Here is a 4,675-nt window from a genome sequence, read left to right on the forward strand (position 1 = left end):
CTTCGCGATATCGAGACCGATGCGGGTAATCGTCATGGCACACCTCCTTCTTGCAGACCAGCAGCGGCTCACGCTGCGATACAGCCAGTTTCCCGAAGACGGGAGGGGGAGTCCATTTCATTAAGTAAGCCGACGGCAAAAGCGCAGCTTTTGACGGTCGGCTTGACTGAAAGGTTAGATGTCATTTAGTGCTCAGTGCCTGCATAAACCCACATTGGAACAGTCCGGCCTGCGCGTGAAAAACCAATGCGTTCATAGAACCCGGTTGCCTCACCATCAGCGGTAAGCATTTGTTGATGGAACCAAAAATACCTCTTACCGAGTGCCTCCATCATTAAGCGGCCGATACCTTTGCCTTGATGCTCGGGGTGTACGAGCATGTGCGGGTAATAGACAACCAAGTGACCGTCAGAAATGGCGTTCCCGATGCCGACCAATTCTTCAGCCAGGCGGGCGGTAACCAAGCTGTGGGAGTTACGCAATGCGTTGATGAGCTGAACGGGTTTTTCAGCAGACGACCATTGATTTGCCCTGTAGAGGGCAACAACTTCTTCAGTCGTGATTCTGTCGTTGAGGCTGATTGCGATATTCATGTGAGAAGTCACGACATCTAACGTTCGCCATAACCGGCGGGCAAAAGCAGAGCGAAGCGGCGCTTTTGCACGTCCGAGTTGATGGTGTTGTTAGGCTGACTCGACGGACAGATATTCATTGTCACCAATACTTTCTTCCTCTTTGACGAGGCTTTCGACAAGCTGCTGCACCATAGACCAGTCCATATTCGGTTCAAATTTGCGAGTAGCTTTGGTGAATTTGCAATCCATTGTGCGATCGAATAGCTCGACAGTGGTGCGGCGTGGATGTGTTCCAAGACTTGATGCAAAGAAGCTGTTGTGAACTTGATAATGATGAGAGTGCACAAAATCAGACCAGCTATCAGTAAGTTCGTCCTCTGGCCGAATATCAATGAACTCGAAATCTTCAAGGTTTCTTTTGTCGATTGAGCCCCAAGCCTCTTTCATTAGTGCAATAGCTTCCGAATCAGTTTTGGGGGCGCTATATCCAAAAATTGTTACAAGATAGGCGCGTCTTAGCTTATTGCGAACCGCATTCCAGTTGTCTTGTATGTATGGGTCGGCCGCATAATTCTTTTCACGGATTGGATATAGCAATCGCCCCGGCTGAAAGTAGGCGCCGCACTGCGGGCACTTCGCATGAATGATCCCTCCGTATTTGTGATCCGGACAGTATCCAACGAGAACATTTCCATGCAGGAATGCAAGATCGGGAAGGTCTTTTGTGAATTTTGAAACCCGCTGGTACGCCTGAAGCAGCAGAGGGTCCCAATTGAATGTTGCTACCAAATCCTTCTTCCTTAAAGCCAGAAGAAGGAGATCGTATATATTCGGCTCGTCGGGGATCTCCAATACTGAGAAGTATTCCCTGATTCTTTCATCCAGAAGTGACCTAATCTCGTCGCAATCGTCTCGCTCGTGAAGCTCTGTGTATATATCCTCAAGGTTGCTGCTTTTAGTCTTAAGTTTTGCGTCGAGGATTATTTGACTCATTCCGAGCTTTTCGATAAAGCCATCCATCACGGATGACTTCCGTCCGCTTTTGTCGCCTTTCGGGATTGCAGCAACAGTTGCCCCCGCCCCAAGAATGAGCACATGAGGACGGTTTTTCATAAATCGCTGGAATTCGTGTGCTTTTTCTGGAGTCATGGTCAACTGAACTTGTGGCCTAACGTTTGAATTCACCGGCCTGCGCAGCTTTTTGCGCAGGTCCGGTGGAATGATTTGTTAGCAGGGCTTCACGGTACTTGGGGCCACTTCGACCATTTGGTCAAAGCTGTACACCAAAGGAAACTCTCTGCTTATTTTCTCTGTTCCAGAAAGATCGTACGAGCTGAATTTCAGGTCACCGTACGGCCAACCTGCAATCTCAAATGGCGAAGGCAAAAATGGCAATTGACATGTCATGCTGACACCGTTATCGATATGAGATGGCACGACTAGCTGAAATACAACGTTCCCAAAGGCGATTACGAATACTGCATACGGAACACCTGAGATTCCCGCTTTTCTTCGGAACAGAGATACGAAAACTCCGTCGGTGGGCCTTGGCCCCGGCACGAATGCCTGCAATAAAAGCGCCGGTTTGATAACGGATAGGGTTAAGTCTGGATTTAGCAGCCAGAGGATAGTTTGCCTAAATGCGCTTAACTCATTTTTGTCTTCGATAATAGATATGGCAATTTTTAAGAGTGCTTTATAGACGCCAAGCGGAATATGAGGCTCCTGATGAAGATTTATTGTTATTTCATTATTCTCATTGTCCACCACGAAAAACTCTTCGCCAACTTGCGACTTAATAGTTGGTATATCGTTGAACTCGATCCTGTTTTTTTTGTTATTGGTTCTGTAGTTGGGTATGCCTTTCTTTCCTACTATTTGGCCTGCTATTCGATAGGGCTTCGTGAACTTATCAAGATGGTCCTCCAGTTTTTCGGAGAAAAACGTATTGCAGTTGTCACATTCATCTAGAAGAATTAACTGGTGGTTTCCTAGGCATTCTGGAATCGCGTGAGACTCGTTCCCAAATGTCGTTCCCTTTTCATCCTTTTGGCAGAAGCGGCACAGCCTCACCTCGCCGTCAGAGATGAAGTGTTTGTCGCCCCGGGAATAGGTTCCCATTCCTATCAAGTCAAAGTTCTTCTCAAAAAAGGCAATGCGATCAGCGATGGTCATGATTGATCCTGCTAACAGTTGTAGTAGACGGAATCGGCCAATATCGCAATAGGCCGATTCGGCCTATTGTTGGTTGTCGAAAATGACGATAGCATCGATCGGATTCCATGTAACTATTCGTTGCAATATAAAATAGCCGACGCATATGACTCTGTCAAACACGCCGGACGCGGTGGAGCGATTCTGGTGCAAGTACCGGATTTTGCTGACGAATTCAGGGGTAAAGCCGCAGGCTGCGGACTGGTACGTGCGGCATGCGGAGGCGTATCTGAAGGCCTTTGAAGGTCGGCGGCTTGCGACGCACTCGGCGGTGGAAGTTGAGGGTTGGCTGGCGGAACGCGACAGGATAGGCCGACTGCGGCCGTGGCAGTTTCGCCAGGTGGTGGAGGCGGTGCGGTTGTTGTTGCAGTTGGGGCAGGCGCCGGCTTCGGCGGACGTGGACTGGGGTTACTGGCGCGAGGGCGGGCGCGAGCTGTCGCCTTCGCATCCCACGCTTGCACGCAGTGTCGCGCCTGAGCCGCTGGAGACAGGCGTGGGCGGAGGCGGCGGCGTTGGCGAGGTTCGGGCGCGGGTGGTCGCGGTGATCCGGCAGCGCAATTATTCGATCCGCACCGAGGAGGCGTATTGCGGGTGGCTCGATCGGTTTGCGCGCTTCCTGAAAGGGGCGGATCTGCGGGCGGCGGGCGCGTCCGAGGTGAAGGCTTTCCTGCAGGCGCTTGCGGTGCAGGGGAAGGTTGCTGCCAGCACGCAGAATCAGGCGCTCAATGCGCTGGTGTTCGTGTACGACAAGGTTCTCGAACGGCCCCTGGGGGAGCTGGGGAGTTTCGCGCGGGCGAAGCGTCCGCAGCGCTTGCCGGTGGTGCTGTCGCAGAGCGAGGTCGCACGGCTGCTGGGGCGGCTGGACGGCGTGCACGGAATGATGGCGGCGCTGTTGTACGGGACCGGGATGCGCCTTATGGAATGCGTGCGCCTGCGGGTGAAGGATCTCGACTTCGACTACCGGCAGATCTTGGTTCGTGACGGCAAGGGGCAGAAGGACAGGATGGTGCCGATGCCGGTGCGCCTGGGGGAGGAATTGCAGGCGCATCTCGCGAAGGTGCGTGCGCTGCACCGGGATGACCTGGCGCAGGGAGGGGGCGCGGTCTTCCTGCCCGATGCGCTGGAGCGCAAGTACCCGGGGGCGGCGCGCGAGTGGGGCAGGCAGTATGTGTTTCCGGCGAGCCGGCTGTCGGCGGATCCGCGGGGCGGAGGCGTGCGTCGTCATCACCTGCACGAGAGCAGTCTGCAGAAGGCAGTGCATCGTGCGGCGCGTGAGGCGGGTTTGAGCAAGCCGGTGAACTGTCACGCGCTGCGCCACAGCTTCGCGACGCACGTGCTGGAGGCGGGGTACGACATCCGTACGGTGCAGGAGCTGCTCGGCCATTCGGATGTGTCCACGACGATGATCTATACGCATGTCCTGAACCGCGGCGGACGCGGCGTGCGGAGTCCGCTTGACGTGATGGCCTGAGCGTCCTTGCCGCGGTTGTTGCGTAGTCTTGTCGGGCGTCGGCGCCGTTTGCCGCTAGCGCGTTTTTTCCAGCGGAGGCGCGCGGCTGTCGCAAATCTGGACAGTGTCTGATTTTGCGATTCGCGCCGATGGTGCGGCTGCGGCCCGCGTTACTGCTGGGTCGTTCCGTGCTTGCGGGACGAAGGTGTCTGCATTCCGCACAATCGCGGCTCGTGGCGAGCGCGGCCGATCGTCCTGTTCTGAATTCACAAGTATCTGTAAATAAACAACTATCGCGTGTCTGTGCAAAACGGGCATCGAGCTTGCGTTGTCTCACCTGATTCAGTTGGAAGACCAACAATCACGAGGAGGCGGGGATGCATGCAAGGAGATTGGCCGTTTGCCTGGGGGCCATCGGGGCGCTGGTGGCCGGGGG

4 protein-coding genes are annotated in these 4,675 nt (G+C 54.2%); 1 reads left to right on the forward strand and 3 read right to left on the reverse strand.

Annotated features, from left to right (window positions below; translation table 11 throughout):
* Window positions 1-185 precede the first annotated feature (185 nt).
* The 3 genes from GPA22_RS22220 to GPA22_RS22230 all read right to left on the reverse strand — a co-directional run bounded on the left by GPA22_RS22220 (window position 186) and on the right by GPA22_RS22230 (window position 2,750).
* Window positions 186-593, reverse strand: coding sequence for a GNAT family N-acetyltransferase (locus tag GPA22_RS22220; RefSeq protein ID WP_169258248.1), 408 nt, complete (start codon window positions 591-593; stop codon window positions 186-188).
* A gap of 90 nt (window positions 594-683) precedes the next feature.
* Window positions 684-1,724, reverse strand: coding sequence for a hypothetical protein (locus tag GPA22_RS22225; protein ID WP_169258249.1), 1,041 nt, complete (start codon window positions 1,722-1,724; stop codon window positions 684-686).
* 78 nt (window positions 1,725-1,802) lie between these two features.
* Window positions 1,803-2,750, reverse strand: a complete 948-nt coding sequence (locus GPA22_RS22230; RefSeq protein WP_169258250.1) for an HNH endonuclease — start codon at window positions 2,748-2,750, stop codon at window positions 1,803-1,805.
* A 145-nt stretch (window positions 2,751-2,895) separates the two neighbouring features.
* Here GPA22_RS22230 and GPA22_RS22235 point away from each other — a divergent pair, with 145 nt between their 5' ends.
* Window positions 2,896-4,260 carry an integron integrase gene (locus tag GPA22_RS22235; protein WP_211169301.1) on the forward strand — a complete coding sequence of 455 codons (1,365 nt, stop codon included), beginning with the start codon at window positions 2,896-2,898 and terminating at the stop codon, window positions 4,258-4,260.
* The last annotated feature ends 415 nt before the right edge of the window (window positions 4,261-4,675 follow it).

This window comes from Aromatoleum toluvorans, from assembly GCF_012910905.1.
GTDB lineage: Bacteria > Pseudomonadota > Gammaproteobacteria > Burkholderiales > Rhodocyclaceae > Aromatoleum > Aromatoleum toluvorans.